Annotated in this window: 18 protein-coding genes; all 18 read left to right on the top strand. The window is 41.9% G+C overall.

Annotated elements, in window-relative coordinates:
• Positions 1-116: 116 nt before the first annotated feature.
• The 18 genes from NKR21_RS17025 to NKR21_RS16940 all read left to right on the top strand — a co-directional run bounded on the left by NKR21_RS17025 (position 117) and on the right by NKR21_RS16940 (position 23,025).
• A complete protein-coding gene (locus NKR21_RS17025) occupies positions 117-1,169 on the top strand; it encodes a FecCD family ABC transporter permease (RefSeq protein ID WP_012011242.1) in 1,053 nt (350 codons plus the stop codon).
• Positions 1,170-2,192, top strand: coding sequence for a FecCD family ABC transporter permease (locus NKR21_RS17020; protein ID WP_012011241.1), 1,023 nt, complete (start codon positions 1,170-1,172; stop codon positions 2,190-2,192).
• A gap of 19 nt (positions 2,193-2,211) precedes the next feature.
• Complete coding sequence (locus NKR21_RS17015; RefSeq protein ID WP_012011240.1) at positions 2,212-3,027, top strand: ABC transporter ATP-binding protein; 816 nt, start codon at positions 2,212-2,214, stop codon at positions 3,025-3,027.
• Positions 3,028-3,203: 176 nt separating this feature from the next.
• Positions 3,204-3,926, top strand: a complete 723-nt coding sequence (locus NKR21_RS17010) for a response regulator transcription factor (RefSeq protein ID WP_012011239.1) — start codon at positions 3,204-3,206, stop codon at positions 3,924-3,926.
• Between the two features lie 3 nt (positions 3,927-3,929).
• Positions 3,930-5,684: a HAMP domain-containing sensor histidine kinase gene (locus NKR21_RS17005; protein WP_144457101.1), complete on the top strand. Its 1,755-nt coding sequence runs from the start codon at positions 3,930-3,932 to the stop codon at positions 5,682-5,684.
• A 136-nt stretch (positions 5,685-5,820) separates the two neighbouring features.
• The gene (gene uxaC, locus NKR21_RS17000) at positions 5,821-7,257 is read left to right on the top strand and encodes a glucuronate isomerase (RefSeq protein WP_012011237.1); all 1,437 of its coding nucleotides are present in this window, start codon (positions 5,821-5,823) and stop codon (positions 7,255-7,257) included.
• Between the two features lie 68 nt (positions 7,258-7,325).
• Positions 7,326-8,336, top strand: coding sequence for a LacI family DNA-binding transcriptional regulator (locus tag NKR21_RS16995; RefSeq protein WP_012011236.1), 1,011 nt, complete (start codon positions 7,326-7,328; stop codon positions 8,334-8,336).
• 59 nt (positions 8,337-8,395) lie between these two features.
• Positions 8,396-9,853: a tagaturonate reductase gene (locus tag NKR21_RS16990; RefSeq protein WP_012011235.1), complete on the top strand. Its 1,458-nt coding sequence runs from the start codon at positions 8,396-8,398 to the stop codon at positions 9,851-9,853.
• Complete coding sequence (locus NKR21_RS16985; protein ID WP_012011234.1) at positions 9,850-11,343, top strand: UxaA family hydrolase; 1,494 nt, start codon at positions 9,850-9,852, stop codon at positions 11,341-11,343. Before NKR21_RS16990 ends, NKR21_RS16985 begins: the two co-directional genes overlap by 4 nt.
• Before the next feature lie 20 nt (positions 11,344-11,363).
• Positions 11,364-12,755 (top strand): glycoside hydrolase family 28 protein, encoded by a 1,392-nt coding sequence (locus NKR21_RS16980; protein ID WP_012011233.1) that lies wholly within the window; start codon positions 11,364-11,366, stop codon positions 12,753-12,755.
• 174 nt (positions 12,756-12,929) lie between these two features.
• A complete protein-coding gene (locus tag NKR21_RS16975) occupies positions 12,930-13,880 on the top strand; it encodes an ABC transporter substrate-binding protein (RefSeq protein WP_012011231.1) in 951 nt (316 codons plus the stop codon).
• Positions 13,846-14,904 carry a FecCD family ABC transporter permease gene (locus NKR21_RS16970; RefSeq protein WP_012011230.1) on the top strand — a complete coding sequence of 353 codons (1,059 nt, stop codon included), beginning with the start codon at positions 13,846-13,848 and terminating at the stop codon, positions 14,902-14,904. Before NKR21_RS16975 ends, NKR21_RS16970 begins: the two co-directional genes overlap by 35 nt.
• The gene (locus NKR21_RS16965) at positions 14,901-16,184 is read left to right on the top strand and encodes a heme ABC transporter ATP-binding protein (protein ID WP_012011229.1); all 1,284 of its coding nucleotides are present in this window, start codon (positions 14,901-14,903) and stop codon (positions 16,182-16,184) included. Before NKR21_RS16970 ends, NKR21_RS16965 begins: the two co-directional genes overlap by 4 nt.
• A 181-nt stretch (positions 16,185-16,365) precedes the next feature.
• Complete coding sequence (gene dapA / locus NKR21_RS16960; RefSeq protein WP_144457103.1) at positions 16,366-17,265, top strand: 4-hydroxy-tetrahydrodipicolinate synthase; 900 nt, start codon at positions 16,366-16,368, stop codon at positions 17,263-17,265.
• 7 nt (positions 17,266-17,272) lie between these two features.
• Entirely contained in the window at positions 17,273-18,445 is a 1,173-nt protein-coding gene (locus NKR21_RS16955) for an iron-containing alcohol dehydrogenase (RefSeq protein WP_144457104.1), read from the top strand.
• Positions 18,446-18,518: 73 nt separating this feature from the next.
• On the top strand, positions 18,519-19,925 hold the full coding sequence (locus tag NKR21_RS16950; protein ID WP_088001285.1) for a sodium:solute symporter family protein: 1,407 nt from the start codon (positions 18,519-18,521) through the stop codon (positions 19,923-19,925).
• A complete protein-coding gene (locus NKR21_RS16945) occupies positions 19,922-21,097 on the top strand; it encodes a sialidase family protein (RefSeq protein ID WP_144457105.1) in 1,176 nt (391 codons plus the stop codon). Before NKR21_RS16950 ends, NKR21_RS16945 begins: the two co-directional genes overlap by 4 nt.
• A 146-nt stretch (positions 21,098-21,243) precedes the next feature.
• Positions 21,244-23,025, top strand: a complete 1,782-nt coding sequence (locus tag NKR21_RS16940; RefSeq protein WP_186299652.1) for a sigma-54-dependent Fis family transcriptional regulator — start codon at positions 21,244-21,246, stop codon at positions 23,023-23,025.
• Positions 23,026-23,045: the final 20 nt, after the last annotated feature.

Raw genomic sequence — 23,045 nt, 5'->3', positions numbered from 1 at the left:
GAAAATGTTCAGAACAATGATTTCAAAAAGGAAAGAAAATGATATACTAGACTTCGAGATTGATAATCATTATCATTGATAACGAATAGATATGAACGGAAAGGAAGAGACTGGTTTTGGGCTCACAATCGAATAAACAGCTGCCAGCCAAGGACGATGAAATGGATATTGTTACGAAGCCCTTTGGAACAGCAGCTGTTGTCATCATAGGAAGTATCGCTTTAGCATTTGGTCTTTTTTTATCGGTATCATTAGGAGCAGCAAATATCCATCTACACACGGTATGGGAAGCCATTTTTCAATTTGATCCACAACAAACGTCACATCAAATCATTCGAGAATTAAGGCTGCCTCGTACAGCTGGGGCTGCACTCGTCGGTGCCTTTTTAGCTGTATCTGGTGCCATCATGCAAGGGATGACTAGAAATGCGCTTGCGTCTCCTGAAATTATGGGTGTGACAAATGGCTCTGCATTTGCAATTGCGATAGCATTTGCCTTTTTCCCAGGTCAATCTTCTTTCACATTAATTCTTTGGTCATTTGCTGGAGCCGCACTGGGTGCATCGATCGTGTTTGGTGTCGGTACTCTGTCTAAGGGAGGACTGACACCAGTGAAGCTCGCACTGGCGGGTACGGCGGTTGGAGCCCTTTTAAGCTCGATCTCTACAGCAATTGCCATTCGGTTTGACGTCGCTCAGGACATGAGCTTTTGGTACGCAGGCGGCGTGGCAGGCTTAAATTGGAGCAACATTCAGGTCGTTATTCCAGTCGCCATTGCAGGACTTGTGGTTGCGATGATCCTTGCACGCTCGATCACTGTACTGAGCTTAGGTGATGAATTGGCTAAAGGACTCGGGCAGTATACGAAAACGGTCAAAGTGCTAGGCATATTGGTCGTGATTCTTTTAACCGGTGCTGCTGTGTCGGTGGCAGGTTCAATTGGCTTTATCGGGCTTGTCATACCCCATGTCACTCGATTCTTGGTCGGAGTGGACTACCGGTGGATTATCCCTTGCTCAGCTATTTTAGGGGCCATTTTGTTAATTTATGCAGACATTGCTGCAAGACTGGTCAATGCGCCATTTGAAACGCCAGTTGGTGCCATTACTGCGATTATAGGCGTTCCTTTCTTCTTATATTTAGCTAGACGTGAAAGGAGCGGAATTTAAATGGAAATGGTGCAGCAGGCAAAGATAAAGAAATATAAACGAACGATGCTGATGATCTTTTTAGCCATCGTCGTGGTATTTTTGATTAGTTTAAATACCGGGGAAATTCGTATTTCTCCGATAGATACATTGAAAACATTTTTTGGATTCGGAAGCGAAATGGATGAGCTGGTGCTGTTCGAATTCAGACTTCCAAGAATGATCATCGCTTTACTTGTTGGTGCTTCTATCGCTGTTTCAGGAGCTATTTGGCAAGGTGTTTCTCAAAACGGCTTAGCTGATCCTGGAATTCTTGGTGTGAATGCGGGCGCAGGCTTTGCTGTTGTGCTTTTTATCTTTGTATTTCAAGGCACGATGTCGAACTTAGGTCAATTGACGATTTTTATCCTGCCGCTTTTCGCATTTGCAGGAGCAGCCTTTGCTGCATTTCTCATCTATGTGTTAGCGTGGAAAAAAGGCATCACACCTGTTCGATTAATTTTAACGGGTATTGGCGTCAACGCTGCGTTTTCAGCAGCAATTGTGGTCATTCAATTAAAAATGAGCCCAAATGATTTTAACCAAGCCATCGTGTGGCTATCAGGAAGTATTTGGGGCTCAAGCTGGACGTATGTCTTATCAGTTCTGCCATGGATGCTTATTTTCCTTGTGTTAGCGCTTGTGAGAGCACGCTACTTAAATATCATGAATTTAGGTGACCAGCTGTCCTATGGATTAGGGATTTCAGTTCATAAAGAAAGAAGCTTCATGATGCTAATTGCCGTTGCATTAGCAGGTGCAAGTGTCGCTGTTGCAGGTAGTATCTCTTTCTTAGGGTTAGCCGCACCGCACCTTGCGAGAAAGCTTGTTGGACCAAAGCACCAAGGAATGATACCAGCCTCCGCGTTGATTGGCGCACTGTTATTATTACTGGCAGATACACTTGGTCGCGTCATACTTGCACCATCAGAGGTGCCAGTTGGTCTAGTCGTTTCTGCTTTAGGTGCACCTTACTTCATTTACTTATTGATGAAAACGAATTAATGAGGGAGGAGAAAAACATATGAAATCGCTCGAAACAGAAAAGCTATGTATCGGTTATCAGGACCGTTTGATTGTAGAGGATTTAAATATCAGTATCCCAAAAGGCAAGGTGACAACATTGATCGGACCGAATGGGTGCGGGAAATCAACGATATTAAAAACAATGTCCCGTATCATGAAGTCCAACCGAGGCGCTGTTTACTTAAATGGTCAAGCTATTCATCAAACGCCTACAAAAGAAATTTCAAAACAGATGGCGATCCTACCGCAAACGCCCGAAGCACCAAGCGGACTGACAGTGTATGAGCTTGTGTCATATGGACGTTTCCCGCATCAAAATGGATTTGGTCGCTTATCAAATGAAGATAAACGAATCATCAGATGGGCACTTGAGGAAACGGGCATGATTGCTTTTCATGACCGGCCAATTGAAGCACTTTCTGGTGGACAGCGTCAGCGTGTATGGATTGCGATGGCACTTGCCCAGGAAACAGAGCTGCTTTTATTGGATGAGCCGACGACGTATTTGGATCTCGCACATCAACTCGAGATTCTTCAGCTGTTAGAACGGTTAAACAGAGAGCAAGGACGAACTGTGTTGATGGTCATTCATGATTTAAATCATGCGGCACGTTTTTCTCATTATATGATTGCCCTCAATCAAGGAAAAGTGATCAAAGATGGGACGCCTCATGAGGTCATGACCAAAGAGGTGCTTGGTCAGGTATTCCACATTGATGCAGAAATCGTACTTGACCCTAGAACGAATAAGCCGATTTGTTTAACATATGACTTAATGAATCACGAAAGAAAGCTAGAAGCTGTGAATGGATAATAGAAGTAAAAGGAACTCGGTGGAATAGCCGAGTTTTTTTGCGTCTCTGAATCTTCCTAGTAATGCCATTTCCCCCAGTTGATATTTTTTCGCTTTTATGCAGAAAAGAGGTACTTTTTTACTTTAGACAATGGTAATATACGGTTAGAGATCATAGCTAGAAAGGAAAGAGATGCGTGGAAACAGCAAAAATATTGATTGCAGATGACGAAGAAGCAATTGTCAAAATGGTTGAACGCGTATTAAAAAAAGAAGGATTCAAGCATATATATAAAGCTTACCATGCAGATGAAGCATTAGATGTTGTCAAAAACGAGGACATCCATCTCTTACTTCTAGATGTGATGATGCCGGGTAAGTCTGGTTTTGATGTTCTTCCTGAAATGAGAAAATTTACGAAAGCACCCATTTTCTATTTAACTGCAAGAACGTCTGATGTAGATAAACTGACCGGTTTTGCTCAAGGGGCAGATGATTACATCACAAAGCCATTTAATCCGCTAGAGCTTGTGGCTAGAATTAAGGCTCACTTAAACCGAACATATATCTCTTTAAAGGAAGACCAAGATGAGGCTCAAAGTCCATACGAATATGCCCATTTCTCTTATCATCCTCATTCAGCTGAATTGAAAGTAAGAGGAGAGGTGACTGCATGCTCTGCTCAGCTACTCTCTTTACTGAAGTACTTTTGTGATCATCCGAATGTGGTTCTCTCAAAAGATCAAATCTATGAGAAAGTATGGGGCGTTCCATCATATGGTGATAACAACACCGTGATGGTACATATTCGAAAGCTGAGAGAAAAGATCGAGTTAGATCCAAGTCAGCCCGAATATATTGTGACGATCCGTGGAATGGGATATAAATTTATACCACACCCAGTAAAGGTTCATCAATAATTTATGAATTTACGAGCAAAACTCTTCTTTCACTTTGTCGGACAAATGTTTATTGTGATTGCCGTTTTTATCATCGGAAATACGTTCTCTGATAATTTATATTTAAAAAAATACTACGAGAACATGGCTGAAACTGGTTTAACAAAAGCTGATGGAGATACACTCATGAGCTGGCTTTATTTTAACGAGGATGGAGAAATGGAGGCCGATGATCAGCTCAAGCAAGCAGTGAGAAAACGAGACGGCTGGCTGCAAGTGATTGATTCAAAAAAACATAACGTCTATAGCTATCACCGACCTAAGTCCATTCCAACTTCCTATCAAAAGGATGAAATGATCCAGATCTTTGAAAAAAGACAATTCAAAGATTATAAGATGTACTTCTGGCCAATTGAGATTGATCAAAAAAGCTTTATCGTGTTGTATGGGTTTAAAACAAACAGCACAAAGGTCGCCAATTATTTGAAGCAGAACGAGAAAAATTTGGCTGCACTCTCTCAATATTCGGTTGAAACGAAAGAATTCTTGAAGAGAATGAATGGGTCGGTGCATCTGTTCAATGATGAAGGGAAATATTTAAAAGGCATTCGAGCCAATACCAATTTGAAACATGATGTAACAGATGTTGAACTACTTAAGTATCAATCAAAGCCTTGGGAGTTTAGAAGTGATCTATCTTATATTAGAGTGAATAAAAACCTGTATATGATCATTTCTGTACCAAATAAAGTATACAGCCCAGATGGCTTATACGATAAAGAAACAGACGCTTTAAATCAATATACGACCATTTTAATTGCAGGTCTTGCGATTACAATTATTATCGTCATGACATTATGGTATTCGTATCGCTATGGACTGCCGATCTATCACATTATTCGCTGGCTGATTTTCTTATCTAGAAATAAATTGCTGGAACCAACGAATAGAAAAGGAATCCCAATTAGTAAAAATAAAAAAGGGCGTATTAAGCGGGAATACCGATTATTTGAGGATATCCTCAAAACAATGGATCAGCTCACGCTTACATTAAAAGAGAATGAAGAAAACCGAAGAAAAATTCAAACCACAAGGGAAGAATGGATTGCAGGATTGTCTCATGATTTGAAAACACCCCTTAGTACCATCTACGGCTACGGGCTCATGCTTGAATCTGATCAATATCAATGGTCCAAGGAAGAAGTCATGGAAATGGGACAGGTGATTCGTGAGAAATCAGAATACATGTCGACCTTGATTGAAGATTTAAACCTCACGTATCGATTGAAAAATGGGGCCTTACCTATCAATCGAAAGCCGGTCGAGCTGGGTGAATTTTTAGCCTCTATTATGGACGAGTTTTCAAGAAGCTCTTTTTCTGAGGATTTTTCATCCTCTTTTGAAGACCAAACTAACGGTGTCATCTTTGAGATAGACAAAGCTTGGTTCAGACGAGTGATTGAGAACCTGCTTGCGAATGCAGTCAAGCATAACCAAAAAGGCACGCATATTACTGCTGTTTTGTCTGAAACAAATGAAGAAATTCGGATCGAAATGAAAGACAACGGATGCGGTATGGCACAAGAAACGGTCGATCACTTATTTAACCGCTACTATAGAGGGACAAATACAAATGACCCAACGAATGGAACAGGACTTGGTCTGGCAATAGCAAAAGAGCTTGTCTTACTGCATGACGGCGATATTCAAGTGGAAAGTGAACCTGGTGCTGGAACAACTATTGCGATTATCCTAAAAAAATCACCTTCTGTAAAATAGCCAAAAAACGATTTTCCTTTCTGAAGGAGATCGTTTTTTCCTGTTTTAGGATTGAAATCAACTTTGTAAACGATTACAATTAAATTGTTAACGTGAACAAATCGTTTTCATACGATAAGAAGGATGGGGGAATTTGATGAAAGCCTTTTTAAATGAGCAGTTTTTACTAAACAGTCCAACGGCGGAAAAGTTATATCATGAGTTTGCAAAGGACCTTCCAATCATAGATTACCATTGCCATTTAAGTCCTAAAGACATCTATGAAAATAAAACCTTCCGAAATATCACTGAGGCATGGCTTTATGGAGATCATTACAAATGGCGCGCCATGAGAGCAAATGGCATTCCCGAAACGCATGTCACGGGTGATGCATCTGATTATGATAAATTTTTGGCGTGGGCGAAGACCGTCCCTATGACCATAGGAAATCCGCTCTATCATTGGACTCATCTAGAGCTGAGAAGGTATTTCGAAGTCCAAGACCTATTAAATGAAAAAAATGCAGACACCATTTGGCAGAAAGTCAATGAAAAGCTGCAAGAAGAGGGATTTGGAGCGAGAGACTTCATCATGAAATCAAACGTTGAAACTGTTGTGACAACAGATGATCCAATCGATTCACTTCAATATCATCAAAAACTGCGGGAAGAGGGATTCTCTGTACAAGTGCTTCCAGGGTTTCGACCTGATAAAGCACTCGATATAGCGAATGATCTGTTTGAAAAATATGTTCATGAGCTGGCAGAGGCTTCAGCTATTTCAATACAATCCTACCAAGATTTTTTAAATGCTCTCCGCGCGAGAATTGATTTTTTCCATGAACACGGCTGCTTGATCTCAGATCATGCTATTAATGAAATGACATATGAAGAAACGACACAAGAAGAAGTGGAGACCATCTTTCATAAAAGAATGTCTGGTTATCCATTGACAGAAAAAGAGAAGATCAAATTTAAAACAGAGACTTTCATTATGCTAGGTCAGGCTTACTGTGAGCGTGGCTGGGCAATGCAGCTTCATATCAATGCACTTAGAAACAATAATACGAAAATGTTTGAGAGGCTTGGGCCAGATACGGGGTACGATGCGATGAATGACGAAGATATTGCAAAGCCGCTTTGCCGTATATTAGATCGTTTAGAACAAGAAGATGCACTGCCAAACACGATTCTGTATTCCTTAAATCCAAGAGACAATGTCGTGATATCAACATTGGCTGGAAGCTTTCAAGACGGGAAGACACCGGGGAAGATGCAGCACGGCACAGCCTGGTGGTTTAATGATACGAAGCAAGGAATGACAGAGCAGATGATGACTCTTTCCAGTATCGGACTGATCAGCCGTTTTATCGGGATGCTGACAGATTCACGAAGTTTTTTATCCTATACAAGGCATGAATATTTCCGAAGACTGCTTTGTGATATCATCGGGGATTGGGTAGAAAAAGGAGAAGTCCCCTATGACCTAGAGCTGTTAGGGGAGATCGTGAAAGGAATCAGTTATGAAAATGCCAAGCAATATTTTCAATTTGACCGAGTAAAGCAGCTCCATCATCAAAGTAAAATCACATGAGGAAAAAGGTAAGAAAATGAAAGCGGTTTTATGATAAGATGGAAAAAAATCATAAAAGGCGGAATAGCATGACAGTCACAATTAAAGACATAGCAAAATTGGCAAATGTCTCTCATACCACAGTATCAAGGGCTTTGAATAATAGTCCTTTTATTAAAGAGAAGACAAAACAAAAGATTTTGTCGATTGCAAAACAGCTGAACTATTCACCAAATGTCCATGCCAGAGGCCTTGTATCACAAAAATCTTTTACGATCGGTCTGTTTTTTACGAGTTTAACAGAAGGCACATCCTCAAGCTTCTTTGTGGATGCGTTAAAAGGCGTCAATAGCGTCATGACAGAGCATTACAATCTGTTTGTTAGGGGTATTGACGATTTTCATGATTACACAACCATTCATAAACAGCGCTACGATGGTATTTTGCTGATGAGCCAAAGTGAACATGATGAAGCGTTTATCCATCATGTCAAGAAACAGGGCATTCCAATCATTGTGCTGAATCGCCGTGTAGAAAGTCATGAAGTGATGAATATATTAGCAGATGATAGTCAAGGAGCATACCAGGCAGCGCACTATTTCATTCAGCAAGGCCACCAACAAATCGCCATCATTGAAGGAAAAGAAGGCTTTAAATCGACTCAGGAGAGAAAAGCTGGTTTTCTTCAAGCGTTAATTGATCACCATATTCCGATGAAAAAAGAATATATGATCAAGGGTGACTACCATATGAAAAGCGGCTATGAATCAATGGAATCCCTGCTGACCCTTGATCATCCGCCAACAGCTCTTTTTTGCTCTAACGATGATATGGCCATTGGTGCAATGAATGCTTTATATGCAAAGGGTAAGACGTGTCCGGGCGATGTCTCTATTATCGGTTTTGATGATATTGCATTTTCATCCTATACCACGCCTGCACTGACAACGGTTAAAAAGCCAATCGAAAAAATGTGTGCACTTGGAGCAGATGCCATTCTATCTGTCATAAACGGAGAAGAGCAGGAAGAGGATCATATGGAAAAAATGTATGTCCATACAGAGCTCATGATCAGAGATTCAGTCAAAAAGGTGCAGTAATCAGCACCTTTTTAAGAAAAATGTTCACGTGTGCATAGAATGCAGAGAGGGGAATCCATTTGAAACGTTTATCAAAAAGCATATACCCAGTGTCTGAATATCCGGAAACGATTTTGCAGATCGGTGAAGGGAATTTTATGCGAGGCTTTATGAATTGGCACATTCAAAAGCTGAACGACTGCACAGATTTTAAAGGAAGGGCTGTTGTTGTTCCTCCGAGAAAAGGATCTGTTGCAGCTTTAAATGAACAAGATGGCTTATACACATTATGTATTCAGGGCTATCATGACGGTCAAGAAATGAATGAGCGCATGATCATTCAATCGATCAGCAGAGGAATCAGTACGTATATGGATTATGATGTTTTTTTACAAGTAGCTGAAAACCCCGATCTCCGCTTTGTTTTCTCAAATACGACAGAGGCAGGACTTATGTTCAGAAAGGAGGATCGCTTGGAGGATCGACCACAAGCGAGTTTTCCGGGAAAGCTGACAGCGTTCCTATATCACCGGTTTAAATCATTTGCTGGAGATGAACAAAAAGGGATGATCATCCTTCCTTGTGAACTGGTTGAACATAACGGTGACCGTTTGAAGGAATATGTGGTAGACATGGCAATTGAGTGGGAGCTTCCGCTTGCGTTTATCACATGGATCAAGGAAGCCAATACGTTTTGCAATACGCTTGTGGATCGGATTGTTCCCGGGTTTTCTAAGGAAGTAGCTGAAATGGTTCAAAAGGAAGAGGGATATATCGACGAGTTGCTTGTCACGGCAGAATACTATCACCTCTTTGTTATTGAAGCACCTGTTTTCGTACAAAAAGAGCTTCCCTTTCAAAAAGCAGGTTTAAATGTTCTTTTTGTAGAGGATATTGCGCCTTATCGCATAAGCAAGGTACGGATTTTAAACGGTGCTCATACAGCGATGGTGCCAATCGCTTACTCATGCGGGATAGAAACTGTAAACGAAGCTGTGGGTGATGAAGATGTTGGGCCGTTCATCCGGCGGATGCTGGAGGAGGAAGTACTACCAGGGCTTGAGCTCTCTCGAGATGAGCTTCTTCTTTATACACAATCGGTCTGGGATCGCTTTTGCAATCCATTTGTGCAGCATCAATTGCTGGATATTGCGCTTAATGGTGTATCGAAGTTCCGAACTCGTATTCTTCCGTCATTGCTTGATTATGTTGAGCAAAAGAAACAGCTTCCAATGAAACTCGTGTTTTCACTCAGCAGCCTCATTTATTTTTACAGAGCACATGCAGAAAAGATAAAGGATGATGAGACGGTACTGGCATTCATGAAGGATGTCTTTGAAGAAGTGAACAAATCTAATGAAGCGATCGCAGCTAAGGTTCTATCATGTGAGTCATTATGGGGGAGAAATTTAACGGATATACATGATTTGGTTCACGCTGTAGCTGATCAGCTTACTTTCATACAGGAGGAAGGGATGAGAGCGGCTGTTCAAAGAATGCTGCAACATCAATATGAAAGTCAGGGGGAGAAGGCATGAAAGATTTTATTGTGATTCACCCTTCAGATAATGTCGGTATTGCTTTAAAAGTACTTGAACAAGGGGAGGAGCTGCATCATCAAGATCATGCCGTTGTTTTAAAAGAAACCATCGCCAAAGGTCATAAGTTTGCATTGGTTGATATCAAGCAGAGAGAGAATATCATGAAATACGGTTACCCCATCGGGCACGCAACGACTGCCATTTCTGCTGGAGAATGGGTGCATACACATAACATTAAAACCAATCTATCAGGAAAGCTTAATTATGAATACGAGCCTTCATTTACAAAGAACCCCTGTGAAAAAACGAATCTTACTTTTAAAGGATATAAGCGGAAAAATGGGGAAAGTGGGATACGCAATGAGCTTTGGATAGTCCCAACCGTTGGATGCGTAAATGGCATCGCCGATCAAATTATCCAAATATTCACTGCTGAAATGGGCGGGAGCATCCATCCGTTTGAAACAGCTCTTGTATTAAAGCACAATTACGGATGCTCACAGCTTGGAGACGATCATGAAAATACAAAAACCATTTTACAAAATGCCGTGAAGCATCCCAATGCTGGAGGCGTGCTTGTCCTCGGACTGGGTTGTGAAAATAACGACATTGGAGATTTTCAGTCTACATTAGGTGAATATGACCATGAGAGAGTGAAGTTTTTAAGAAGCCAAGAAGTAGGAGATGAGATTGAGACGGGAGTCGCTTTACTCAAAGAAATTTATGAGGCAGCGAAAGAGGATCACCGTGAAGAAATCCCGTTATCTGAGCTGAAAATCGGCTTGAAGTGCGGGGGATCAGATGGATTCTCCGGTATTACCGCAAATCCGCTTTTAGGAAGGCTGTCCGATTTTATTGTTGCTCAAGGCGGTACGACAGTGTTAACAGAAGTGCCAGAAATGTTTGGAGCAGAAACGATTTTGATGGAAAGAGCAGAATCAGAAGCGACTTTCGACAATATTGTGCAAATGATCAATGACTTTAAACAATACTTCATGGATCATCGACAGCCAGTATATGAAAATCCTTCCCCGGGAAATAAAGCAGGGGGAATTTCGACATTAGAAGATAAATCTTTCGGATGTACACAAAAAGCAGGGACTTCTGACATTCAAGATGTATTGAAATATGGGGAATTGCTAAAGCGAAAGGGTCTAAATTTATTAAGTGCGCCAGGAAATGATTTGGTTGCTTCATCTGCTCTTGCCGCTTCTGGCTGTCAGTTGGTTCTTTTTACAACAGGCAGAGGGACACCATTCGGCACGTTTGTCCCAACAATGAAAGTCTCGACGAATACAGCCTTATATGAAACAAAAAAACATTGGATTGACTTTAATGCGGGAGAATTGCTTGAAGATGTACCAGAAGATGTTGTGTTAGAAAAATTCATTTCAACTGTCATTGATGTGGCGAGTGGAAAGTTATTAAATCATGAAAAAAACCATTTTAGAGAGCTAGCTATTTTCAAAACAGGTGTCACACTTTAAGGCGACTGGGGGATGAGAATGTGTCTAGAAAACGGGATTTAATGTATATCACAGCAGGAACGGTACTCACAGGAATCGGACTCACACGTTTAGCAAGACAAGGGAAGAAAAACAAAGAAGCAAACGGAATCGATCAAGTGTTAAAACAGATCAAAGCACCACTGTTCCCTGATCGTGAATTTAATGTGGTTCATTATGGTGCAGATGCACAAGGAATCGAGCTTTCAACAGAAGCTATCCAGTCTGCCATTGATGATGCGCACCGTTTGAAAGGGGGGCGTGTGCTCATTCCAGAAGGGACATTTGTGACAGGTGCGCTAGAATTGAAGAGTCATGTAGAGTTGCATTTGCATGAGAAAGCGTATGTGTCATTCAGTCAAAACCCAAAGGATTATCTGCCGCTTGTCCTGACAAGATATGAAGGGGTCGAGCTTTATAATTATTCACCTCTCATTTATGCACACCATGCAGAAAACATTGCCATTACAGGAGCTGGAACGCTTGATGGTAGGGGGGATGAGCATCATTGGTGGCCTTGGAAATATGGCACGAATGGCCAGCCCTCTCAAGAGCGAGATCGTCAGCTTCTATTTGACATGGCTGAAAAGAGAAGACCAGTAGAAGAAAGAGTGTTTGGTGAAGGTCATTATTTAAGATCAAGCTTTATCCAGCCCTACCAATGTCAGCAAGTTCTTATTGAAGGAGTGACAGTGAAGGATTCACCGATGTGGCAAATTCACCCTGTACTAAGTGAACATGTGATTGTTCGTGGAGTCCATATTATCGGGCATGGACCAAATACAGATGGTGTGAATCCAGAGTCTTGCCGGAATGTACTCATTGAAGATTGTTATTTTGATAATGGCGACGACTGTATTGCCATCAAATCTGGAAGGAACGAGGACGGTCGAAGAATAGGGATTCCATCTGAAAACATTGTCATTCGTAGAAATGAGATGCGTGATGGACACGGGGGAGTAACGATCGGGAGTGAAATCTCTGGCGGTGTAAGGTATGTCTATGCAGAGAATAATGTAATGGATAGTCCGAACCTTGACCGGGCACTGCGGATTAAAACCAACTCTGTCAGGGGCGGTACCATTGAACATATTTACTTTAAAAACAACACAGTCAAGAGTTTAAAGCATGAAGTGGTCTGTATCGATATGATGTATGAGGAAGGGGATGCGGGTCCACATCGTCCTGTTGTACGTCATATTGAAGTAGAAGGACTGAAAAGCAGCGGCGGACGATATGGAGTGAAAATAGCCGCCTACTCACATTCCCCCGTGACAAACTTCAACATGAAAAATTGTGTCATAGATCATGTGACGTATCCACTTTCTTTGGAGCATGCAATAGCGCCTTCTTTTCAGAACGTTGTCATCAATGGCGAACAAATTAATAAATAGATGATGTGAAAAACAGTCTTTTTAGAGGCTGTTTTTTCTTTTATCAGAAGGAAAAAGACGCTTTTAGAAATCACATATACAACCTATCTGCACTGTAGTATAATATTCCCGAAATTAGAAAAGAATTGACGGAAGAGATTTCGTCAAGCAGTACATAAATCAGGGGGTTCATTCATGAAAAAGTTAACGGCCATTTGGCTATCGCTCCTGCTTGTGATGGGTGTTTTAGCAGGATGTGCAGGTGCTGAGACAGACCATAAAGCAAAGAGTTCACAAAATAACGAAACAGCGACTGCGGCATTTCCTGTCTCAATTAAAGATGCAGCTGGTAAAACAGTCGAAATCAAAGAACAGCCAAAACGAATTGTTTCATTAATTCCAAGTAATACAGAGGTTGCGTATGCGCTCGGTCTTGGAGATAAAATGGTTGGACGATCTGATTTTGACAATTATCCAAAGGAAGTTGAAAAGGTAGAGAAAATTGGCGGACTTGAATTCAATGTCGAGAAAGTCATTTCCTTAAAACCTGATCTGGTACTAGCTCATGCCTCGCAGATGGGATCAAAAGATGGATTTAAACAGCTAGAGGATGCAGGGATTCAAGTACTGACTGTAAATGATGCCACTTCCTTTAAGGATGTGTACAAATCGATCAATATGATCGGTGAAGCAACAGGTGCAAAAAAAGCATCAACAAAGCTTGTAGACGAGATGAAAGCAAAATTGAATAACATCAAGAAACAAGCAGAGGCGATCTCTAAAGACAAACAAAAAACAGTCTTTGTTGAAGTATCAGGTACTCCTGAAATTTATACAACAGGAACTCATACATTTATGGACGAAATGTTATCTGTGATCCATGCGAAAAATGCTGCTGGTGATCAAACTGGCTGGGTGCAAATGACAGAAGAATCGATTATTAAACGAAACCCTGACGTAATCGTCACAATTGATGGGTCCAGTTTAGCTGATCTGAAAAAGAGAGATGGCTGGAATGCGATCAAAGCAGTAAAGGAAAAACAAGTCTTTCAATTGAATACGGATCTCGCATCAAGACCGGGACCGCGATTGGTTGAAGGAGTCGAGGCTCTTGCGAAAAGCATCTATCCTGACACGTTCAAATAAATTCATCATCGCATACACACTAAGTTCTTTACTTCTTGTGGTGAGCATTGGAATGGGAATCTCCTTTGGAAGCTTAGGGATTCCCATTCCTTCTATTCTCCGTATATTTGTTCATGAACTATTCGGTGTGCAGATAGGCACAATAGATTCAATTGATCGCAATATTATGATGAATATCCGGCTGCCGAGAGTGATATTAGCGGCACTAGTCGGAGCAGCGCTGGCGTTATCTGGAGCAGCTTTTCAGGGGTTATTAAAAAATCCTCTAGCTGACCCATATACACTCGGTGTATCTCAAGGGGCATCAGTTGGAGCCGTCGCGACCCTATTTTTCAGTTTGCAGCTCCCTTTGCTCGGCAGTTTCACGCTCCCTTTTTTCAGCATGACAACAGCACTTGTGACCCTATGTCTCGTTCTCTTTTTTGCGCGTCTTGTTCATCGGGGGATGAGCATCTCCTCTTTAATTTTAACAGGGGTGATTTTCAGTTCTTTTTTGGGCGCGCTTATTTCATTGATGATTGCTTTAACGGGTGATGATTTAAAAGAGATTATTCATTGGCTTCTTGGCAGTGTGTCCATGAGGGGCTGGCGCTATATTGTGCTTTTCCTTCCTTTCTTTCTGATTGGGACCTTTGCATTATTGCTAATGGGACGAGATTTGAATGTCATGACGTATGGCGAGGAGAAGGCAAAGCTATTAGGTGTACATGTGAAAAGGAGCAAATATATCGTGCTACTTGCTGGATCGATTTTGACTGGTAGTGCAGTAGCAGTATCAGGAACGATCGGATTTGTGGGACTTGTGATTCCGCATTTTATTCGCCTCTTAGCTATCACAGACCACCGGCACCTCCTGCCGTTGTCGATGCTGAATGGCGCTTCCTTTCTTGTTTTAGCAGACGTGTTATCGCGTACGATCATTGAGCCGACTGAATTACCGATCGGCATCATCACAGCGTTAATTGGTGCTCCTGTATTCGGCATCATCCTCATCCGTAAATATAGAGGAGGGACGCATCTATGATTCAAGTGAAAGAAGTCAAAGGTGGATATGGAGAGAAAGAGGTCATACGTGGCATCAGTCTTGAAGTAAAACAAGGAGAATTTCTCGGTATTCTTGGTCCAAATGGAAGCGGGAAGTCGACCTTGCTTAAAATGATCTCTGGGCTGCTGGAACCTGACAGTGGAGAGGTACGCCTGAGCGGTCAACTGGTTAAATCCTACCGTCCAAAAGCGCTTGCGCAAAAAATGGCTGTTCTACCGCAGAAAACGGACCAAGCCTTCTCATTTACAGTGGAAGAAACGATTCAATTCGGTCGTTACCCGTATCAAAAAGGATGGCTGCAATCTGTTACGCAAGAAGATGTACAGGTCGTCAGCAAAGTCATGGAACAAACGGGTGTTGCACAGTTTAAGAATCAATCCATTCATGAGCTAAGCGGGGGAGAACAACAGCGTGTGTACTTGGCACAGGCACTAGCCCAGCAGCCTGACTATTTATTGCTTGATGAACCAACCAGTTTTCTTGATTTGGCCTATCAAAAAGACTTGCTTGATTTAATTAAAGAAGAAACGACTTCCTCTAGATTAACGGTCATTGGTGTATTTCATGATGTGAACATCGCCAGTTTGTATTGTGATCGGCTACTCCTGCTTGATGAAGGAAAGACCGATATGTTAGGGTTGCCGCATCACGTCTTGACCACTGAACGAATCAACCGTGTGTATAAAACAAATGTGACACCGCTCCAGCATCCATTTAGGGCAAACCCTCAGCTGATCGTTGAGCCTGCGGCCTCTTCTAAAGCATCTATTGTAAACATAATGGATGGCTGGAGGACATATGGCTCAGAAGGAATGACGTTTTCCGTGAATCAGCCTCTTCGCATCCTTTCCTCACATAAGAAAAACGGCGGATTCTTTTGGAAAAGGTCTATTGGAACGGGATCGAAGATGCTTCATGAACAGCTAGAGCCAACTGAAGATATGCTGTTTTTCGAGAAAGGTAACGGATTAGCGGAATATGCCGCAGAAGATGCCGAAGACGATATGATCCTTTACGGCATGCTTCAGCAGGAAGAGTTGACTATTTGGCTTATCTTGAAACGATCTTTATCGGACGGAGCAGCTGTTCAGCTCATGGGGCAGCTTATGTACATCATGAAGCAAGAAACAAGTTATCCGTTCCATCATCTTTGTATCGCAGCATCCAATACGCAGGAAACGGAAGATGACCTCTTACGTGAAAGATTAGGACAAAAGATGCAAGGGCTTCTTCATACGTTGAAAGTCATTCAAAAGTGAACCGAAATGGTTCGCTTTTTTTGTTGAAAACATCAACAAATATCATAAGAAATGAACTGAATATAGGAAAAAATCTAAAAATATGTTGCTAAATAAATCAAAATTCTTTTATAATAAGAAACATGAAAGCGTTTAAATAATATAGTGTTTAAAAATGCAACATAAAGAGAGGGAGGATGATTTGAATATTCACGGAATCATACCAGCTATTTTGACACCGCTTACAAAAGGGGAACAGTTTCATTCAGAAGTGACAAAACAATTAGTGAATCGTTTGATCGACTCAGGTGTACACGGCATCTTTGCCTTAGGCACAAATGGCGAGTTTCATTTGTTTTCAGAGGAAGAAAAGCTTCAAATTGCTGAAACAGTGGTGAATGCTGTCGAAGGACGAGTGCCGGTATTTATTGGAGCAGGCGAAAATAGTACGGAGGCAACCATCAGTCTGTCAAATAAACTGGCAGATCTAGGGGTAGATGTTCTGTCTATCATTACACCTTACTTTGTTGCACCAACCCAAGAAGAGCTGTATGAGCACTTTCGCCACATATCTGAGAATGTGAATATTCCGATTCTGCTTTATAACATTCCATCGAGAACAGGGGTATCTCTTGCACCAGAGACGGTTGCGCGGCTCAGTATACTTCCAAATGTGTTAGGCATTAAAGATAGCAGTGGCAACATTGAAAATATCAAGGCTTATCTGGATGTAACAAAAGACGAAGATTTTGTCGTCCTTGCAGGTACAGACTCACTTATTTTAGAGACATTGAAACTCGGCGGAGCAGGGGCAGTGGCGGCAACGGCAAATGTGCTTCCTGAAACGGTCGTTGGACTCTATGAATCTTTTCAAAAAGGGGAATTTAACCAAAGTGAGCACCTCCAGCAGCAATTGCAGCCATTAAGAGCGACTTTTTCTTTAGGGACATTACCAGCACCTTTGAAAAAGGCAGCAGAGCTTTCGGGGATACCAGTTGGACCGCCAAAGAGTCCTGTAAAAGAGCTTTCCGGGGAAGCATTAGAAACGGTGGCACAAATGGTAGAGAACTATCGCTTGCATGTGAACTCAGTAAAGGAGTAGTGAAGAGATGACAATCACGCATTATCACTTTCAGACGGCATCGCACATCGTATCTGGCGCGCATTCTTTAGATCTTCTTGGGGAGAAGTTAGATGGATTAGGGCTGAGCGGACTCACATCCATTTTTATATTAACACAGCCATCCATCGTATCACTTGGTTATGCAGATCACATCAAAAGTGAACTTACGAAAAAAGGAATCACAAGTGAGATCAGTACAGCGATTAAACCGGAACCAACAGAAGAAAATATTGAAGAGGTATTTCAGACATTTTTACAAGGGGAGCATGATGCCATTATTGGGATTGGTGGGGGAAGTGTACTTGATGCTGCAAAGATTTTAGCTGTGCTTAAGACGAACGATGAGCCGATATCTGCTCTTGTTGGCACCAATCTTGTCAAAAGAAGAGGGGTTCCAACGATTCTGATTCCGACAACCTCTGGTACGGGTTCTGAGGTGACACCTAACGCAATTGTGACCTTTCCAGAAAAGGAACTGAAAATTGGAATGGTCAGCCCGCACCTTCTACCAGACCTTGTAATCTTAGATCCAGCTCTAACTCTCAACTTGCCAAAGGCTATTACCGCAGCTACAGGGATGGACGCGTTTACACATGCGCTTGAATCGTATATTTCAAATAAAGCAAATCCATTCAGTGATATGTTTGCGCTTGAATCAATGCGGCTGATTTCAGGAAGTATTCAGGAGGCATATCATCACGGAGAGAATATGAAGGCAAGAGAAGATATGCTTGTTGGTGCAATGTATGGGGGAATGGCACTGACAAGTGCAGGGACTGCGGCTGTTCATGCCATGGCTTATCCATTAGGGGGGAAATACAAGATTTCTCACGGTGTTGCTAATTCTATGCTACTTCCTCATGTGACGGCTTTTAACGCAGATCACATCATTAATCGGCTGGAACAGGTAGCAGGAGTGATCGGGATTGCGAAGACAGATGCTAAGCGACCGCTTGCAGAGCAAGTAGTGCGTCAGATTGAAGCGTGGACAGCGGATCTACACATTCCTCAACAACTCAAAGCTTTTGGTGTGTCCAAAGAGGATGTGCCTGCACTTGCTCAAGCAGCTTCAGAGGTAAGGAGGTTAATGAACAACAATCCAAAGCCAATGTCTATATCCGATATCGAACAGGTATACATGAAACTGCTTGGCGCATAACACTTCATATGTCACTGGGATGATGGGGATCAGAAGTTGCAGCACACGGCTTGCACACAAAGGGGGATCTTAAGTGAATGTCTTAAGCAGTTCTGTTATCACATTTATTTTAATCGTCATTATTATCTATATTCTGTTTACGACTTGGCTGACGATGCGTTTCCGCAGTAAGTCTAATTCAGAATTTAACAATGCCGCTAAATCACTTCCAGCCATTGTTGTCGGTATTTTGCTCATGAGTGAATTCATTGGAACGAAATCTACTGTTGGAACAGCAGAATCCGCCTTTACGCATGGGCTTTCTGCTTCATGGTCTATTGTAACCGTCGCCATTGCTTTTTTTATTTTTTCCTTTTTCTTAGTCGGTAAGTTTTATCGAACAGGCCAATATACCATTTCTGGTATTATTGATCAGAAGTTTGGGAAATCAACGAAACTTGTTGTGTCAGTCATTATGATTGCCGCTTTGCTGCTTGTGAATCTAGGAAACTATTTGAGTGGATCAGCTGCCATTGCATCCATTCTGGGGCTGCCTTTAATAACCTGTGCAATCATTACGGCGGTTGTGAGTACATTTTATTTTACATTCGGGGGAATGAAAGGGGTAGCATGGGTCACGATCCTTCATTCGACCGTAAAGTATGCGGGGATATTAATTACACTAGGGGTAGCCCTTTATTTAACGAAAGGCTTTGAACCAATGAAACAAACCCTGCCTGATCATTTCTTTACATGGGACGGGACAATTGGCTGGGGGACAATTGGAGCTTGGTTTATTGGAAACATGGGAGCCATTTTTGCCACGCAGTTTATCATTCAAGCGATCACTTCGTCGAAAAGTGAGCGTGAGGCGAAGAAATCAACGCTTTATGCGGCGTTGCTTTGTTTACCGCTTGCTATTGCGATCGGTGTAATTGGTGTCGCATCACGTTATTTGTATCCAGACATAGATCCTATTTATGCATTCCCTGTCTTTTTACAGCACATGAATCCGATTTTAAGTGCGATTGTGGCAACTTCGCTTGTAGCATCTATTTTTGTCGGTGTATCAACGGTTGCGCTTGCTACCACAACGTTAATCATTGATGATTTTTATGTACCGAAAATGAAACCAACACCCGAGCAGCGAATGAAAATGACAAGGTATGTGGCTGTATTCGTTGGAATTGTGCCTCTAGTAGGAGTAGCCCTTGCACCAGAACTGCTGTCTCTTTCCTTTTTTACAAGAGCGCTTCGAACATCAATCGCTGTTGTAGCGGCAATGGGTTTTTACTTGCCTTACTTTAATTCAAATAGAGGGGCAACTATTGGTCTAGCTGCTTCAGGGATTGCCACGACGGTTTGGTATTTGCTCGATAATCCATTCGGAATCGATAATATGTATATCGCCATTATCATTCCTTTCCTTGTGCTGGTGATCGACCGATTTTTCAGCCCGCCTGCTAAAAAGGATCAACCATTGAAAGGAGAATTATCATGACAAAAGAAGAGTCCATAATTAAAATAGATGGAATATTGCGACTAAATAAACAAGATACAGAGAGAAAAGAAGCCTTTCTGCCAACAGAGTGCGTACAAAATCATGCAGCTAATATCGTGGAGCTGGATAATGGAGATGTATTATGTGTGTGGTTTGGCGGTACACAGGAGGGGATACCTGATATCTCAATCTATATGTCAAGGCTCAAGCGTGGGAGTAACAAGTGGACAAAGGCAGTGAAGTTGTCCAGCGACCCGACCCGTTCAGAACAAAATCCAGTTTTGTTTCAAGAAGAAGATGGCAGACTATGGCTTCTTTACACAGCGCAGCTATCCGGGAATCAAGATACAGCGATTGTGAGATACCGATTGTCAGAGGATAGAGGAGAGACATGGGGAGAGATTGATACTCTGTTTGATCAGCCAGGGACGTTTATTCGTCAGCCGATCGTTGTACTAGATAATCAAGATTGGCTGCTACCCGTCTTCTATTGTAAGACGATTCCAGGCGTGAAATGGACAGGGAACCGTGATGTCAGTGCTGTGAAGATTTCAGGTGATCAAGGAAAAACGTGGGAGGAAGTCATTGTACCAAACAGCACGGGCTATGTTCATATGAATATTGGAAAGTGTGCAGATGGTTCTCTTCTTGCCCTATTTAGAAGCAGGTTTGCTGATTCAATTTATATCAGCCGTTCCGTCGATCATGGACGGACATGGTCTGATCCTAAGGCAACAGAGCTGCCAAATAATAACTCATCCATTCAATTTACAGTGCTCAATAATGGTCATCTTGCTCTCGTCTATAACCATATCAATGCGGATGAGCAAACAGAAAGAAGAGCTTCTTTATATGATGAAATCGAGGATGAAGGCGATACGCGTACAGCCGTTGATACAGAAGCACGTCCAGCTTTTTGGGGAACTCCGCGAGCACCAATGACATTGGCGGTATCGGTGGATAATGGCGAAACATGGCCTATCAGACGTAACCTTGAAGTGGGTGATGGATATGCCATGACAAACAATTCAAAGGATAAACTAAATCGCGAATATTCCTATCCATCCATCACAGAAGGAAAAGATGGGAAGCTGCATATTGCATTTACGTATTATCGGCAGGCGATTAAATATGTGTGTGTGTCAGAAGGATGGGCAATTCGCTCACATTAACCACAAGAGGGCACTGTTTCCTTGAATTGTAACCCTCATTTGCTTCATTTATAATTAATGTTTGGAGGGTTGTCCCCATTTTCTAACGGCTGGACTCCCTCAATGTATGTCTCACGATGAAGAGATAAAAAATGGGGGTCCTTTTCATGAATATCAATGTGTTAGGTGTGGCGCCGTATAAAGGATTGGGCGATGTATTAATCGATCTTGCCAAAGAAGAAAAAAATATCACATTCCAACTTGAAGTAGGAGATCTTAGGTCTGGTGTTGCTCTTGCAGAACAAGCAGAGGCTGAGGGAATGGATATCATTATGAGCCGAGGCGGAACAGCTGCGCTCATTCAACAGCATGTCAATATCCCAGTAGTTGATATCCCTGTGTCAGGATACGACTTGCTCCGTGCGTTAACGCTGATTAAAGATTATCACGGGCAAAAAGCGGTCGTAGGTTTTGAAAATATTACACAAGGTGTACGCACCATAGGTGATCTATATGGGATTAAAATCGATATTTACACCATACAGCAAGAGGAAGAGGTATGGGATCTTTTAAAACAATTACAAGAACAAGGCACAAAAGTTGTGCTTGGAGATGTGATTACAGTTAAAGCGGCCAAGGAGCTGGGAATGCAAAGTATGCTCATTACATCAGGTCGTGAATCGGTCAAAGAAGCATTTCATCAAGCGAAACAAATGTATCGTTTATATAAAGAGGCAACAGCAGAGCAGCGTCTTTTTCGTGAAATGATTGATCAAGCTCCAAAAGGCATGCTAATCATCAATCCACAAAATCAGCTTTATTTTATGAATCAACAAATGAAACATTGGATGGAAAAAGGATTATTTGCACCGTTTTTTCCTCATGATGATGTGATTGCATGGTGCCCAGCACTTGAACCTGCCATCAAGGCGATTCGGGAAGGAAAACAAAATGGCTTTTCTCAAATATCCCATCAGCAGCAAGAATGGCATGTTAAAGGAAACATACTCTCGAAAGGAGAATTGCTTGTCACGATTGAAAAGCCTTCTACTGTGATGAATCGAGAGGATCATCGTATATGGACGCTTGCATCGCCTGTTCACTCAGAGCATCCATTTTCCTTTTTTACAGAGCAAAGCCCGAAAATGCAAGAGGTAATCAAAAGGGCAAAAGCGTTCAGTCAGACATCCCGATCGATTTGTCTCTATGGTGAACAAGGAAGTGGCAAATCAAGCCTTGCTTTCGCAATTCATCAAATGAGCGAGAGAAAAAATGAGAGCTTTACGACAGTTCATTGCAGACATATAACAGAGCCGGATGACGTGCGTTCAATTCCTCTTTACCAAAAAGGGACGATGTTTCTGAAGGATATTGAGTGCGTTCCAAGAGAGTTACAGCTACTCATTGCAGGGCAGATACATCATCATCAGAATATTCGCTGGATAGCTGGAACGACAGTGGACTTATTCAAATTGATGCAATCTGGAACGTTTAGTGAGGAATTATATACGTGCTTGCAGGAACTCACGATTCATGTCCCTCCGTTGTCTGAACGCCCAGAAGATATTGAAGATATAAGCAGGTTATTTATTGCAGAGCTGAATTCTCTATACGGGACGCAGGTTGTTGGGTTGTCAGTAGATGTGATTGAAGCCTTTCAACACAAGAAATTTAGAGAAAACGTCAGGCAGTTCAAACGGATCATTGAGGAACTTGTGCTGACGACAAAAAGTGGATATATCACTTTGAATGAGGCAAAGGCAGTGATGAATCAACTCGCTTTTGAAAATGAAGAAAAGCAACTGTCTAGCTACTTGAATGGAACGCTCGATGAAATTGAAAGACGAATAATCAAGACAGTGCTGGAAGAAGAGAATATGAATCAATCAAAAGCGGCAAAGCGGTTAAATATTAACCGTACAACGCTATGGAGAAAGCTAAAGGAATAATACGCAATGAGGCCGAGGTG

The sequence above is a fragment of the Bacillus sp. 1735sda2 genome (genome assembly GCF_024159245.1).
Taxonomy (GTDB): Bacteria; Bacillota; Bacilli; order Bacillales; family Bacillaceae; genus Bacillus; species Bacillus pumilus_O.
Note: the sequence above shows the minus strand (reverse complement) of the source record. Positions and strands in the feature narration are given on the sequence as shown.

Coding starts and splice junctions, on each gene's coding strand:
- NKR21_RS16940 (WP_186299652.1), top strand. CDS start 21,244: ATGAATATCAATGTGTTAGGTGTGGCGCCGTATAAAGGATTGGGCGAT.
- NKR21_RS17015 (WP_012011240.1), top strand. CDS start 2,212: ATGAAATCGCTCGAAACAGAAAAGCTATGTATCGGTTATCAGGACCGT.
- NKR21_RS17005 (WP_144457101.1), top strand. CDS start 3,930: ATGAATTTACGAGCAAAACTCTTCTTTCACTTTGTCGGACAAATGTTT.
- uxaC (WP_012011237.1), top strand. CDS start 5,821: ATGAAAGCCTTTTTAAATGAGCAGTTTTTACTAAACAGTCCAACGGCG.
- NKR21_RS16945 (WP_144457105.1), top strand. CDS start 19,922: ATGACAAAAGAAGAGTCCATAATTAAAATAGATGGAATATTGCGACTA.
- NKR21_RS17020 (WP_012011241.1), top strand. CDS start 1,170: ATGGAAATGGTGCAGCAGGCAAAGATAAAGAAATATAAACGAACGATG.
- NKR21_RS16965 (WP_012011229.1), top strand. CDS start 14,901: ATGATTCAAGTGAAAGAAGTCAAAGGTGGATATGGAGAGAAAGAGGTC.
- NKR21_RS16975 (WP_012011231.1), top strand. CDS start 12,930: ATGAAAAAGTTAACGGCCATTTGGCTATCGCTCCTGCTTGTGATGGGT.
- NKR21_RS16985 (WP_012011234.1), top strand. CDS start 9,850: ATGAAAGATTTTATTGTGATTCACCCTTCAGATAATGTCGGTATTGCT.
- NKR21_RS16955 (WP_144457104.1), top strand. CDS start 17,273: ATGACAATCACGCATTATCACTTTCAGACGGCATCGCACATCGTATCT.
- NKR21_RS16995 (WP_012011236.1), top strand. CDS start 7,326: ATGACAGTCACAATTAAAGACATAGCAAAATTGGCAAATGTCTCTCAT.